Below are 675 nucleotides of genomic sequence, written 5' to 3' on the forward strand. Positions count from 1 at the left end.
CCAAAAAGTGCTGGTTTTTAAGAGTTTTTCTACAGCCTGAACGCCTTGCTCAGCGGCGGCTTACTTTATGCACATTTTGTGCGAACTTGGGAGCGCAGCGACCGCACAAAATGTGCATAAAGTAAGACGTCGGCTGCAGCAAATTGTTAGCTTGGCTACGGAGCATATTCCTCAAACATACCCTCTGCGCTAAGTATTTGTCTTGCCAAGACTGCCAGGGGCTTTTTGTAGAAGTAAATTGGTTTTGACTCCACACTCTCACGGAGAACTAGCAAGCATTCTCCTTCATTGCACGAAAATCCCTTACCAGTTAGATTTAACTTATTATAAGTGGTCGGGCTTTCAGAAAAACTAAAACTAAGATTTCCGCTTACATTTCGGACCTTCCCTTCAGGAAATACATCCATACCCTTTGATTCAGTGCTTGTGTAGATCGACAGTAATGCCGCATTCAGATCTTCTTCAATTTTAAGGCGATAAACGAGCATTCCATTTCCATCGATAGCATACCAATTGCCAGGAAGCTCCGCATCCATGATTGCTTCAGGCATCTCCACATCGGCAAGAACCGTTGAGAACGGAAAAAAGAGCAATAAAATTAGTATGTACTTCAATTCCTGTTCCTCAAGCTAACGCCGCGTTCACCGGCGGACAATGCTAAGCACCTTTGTGCGA

At 44.3% G+C, this 675-nt stretch carries 1 protein-coding gene; it reads right to left on the minus strand.

The window, feature by feature from the left end; translation table 11 throughout:
• Nucleotides 1–155 precede the first annotated feature (155 nt).
• Nucleotides 156–614, minus strand: a complete 459-nt coding sequence (locus OQE62_RS19375; RefSeq protein ID WP_265723691.1) for a hypothetical protein — start codon at nt 612–614, stop codon at nt 156–158.
• Nucleotides 615–675 lie beyond the last annotated feature (61 nt).

Source organism: Microbulbifer halophilus, from assembly GCF_026183675.1.
Lineage (GTDB): Bacteria > Pseudomonadota > Gammaproteobacteria > Pseudomonadales > Cellvibrionaceae > Microbulbifer > Microbulbifer halophilus.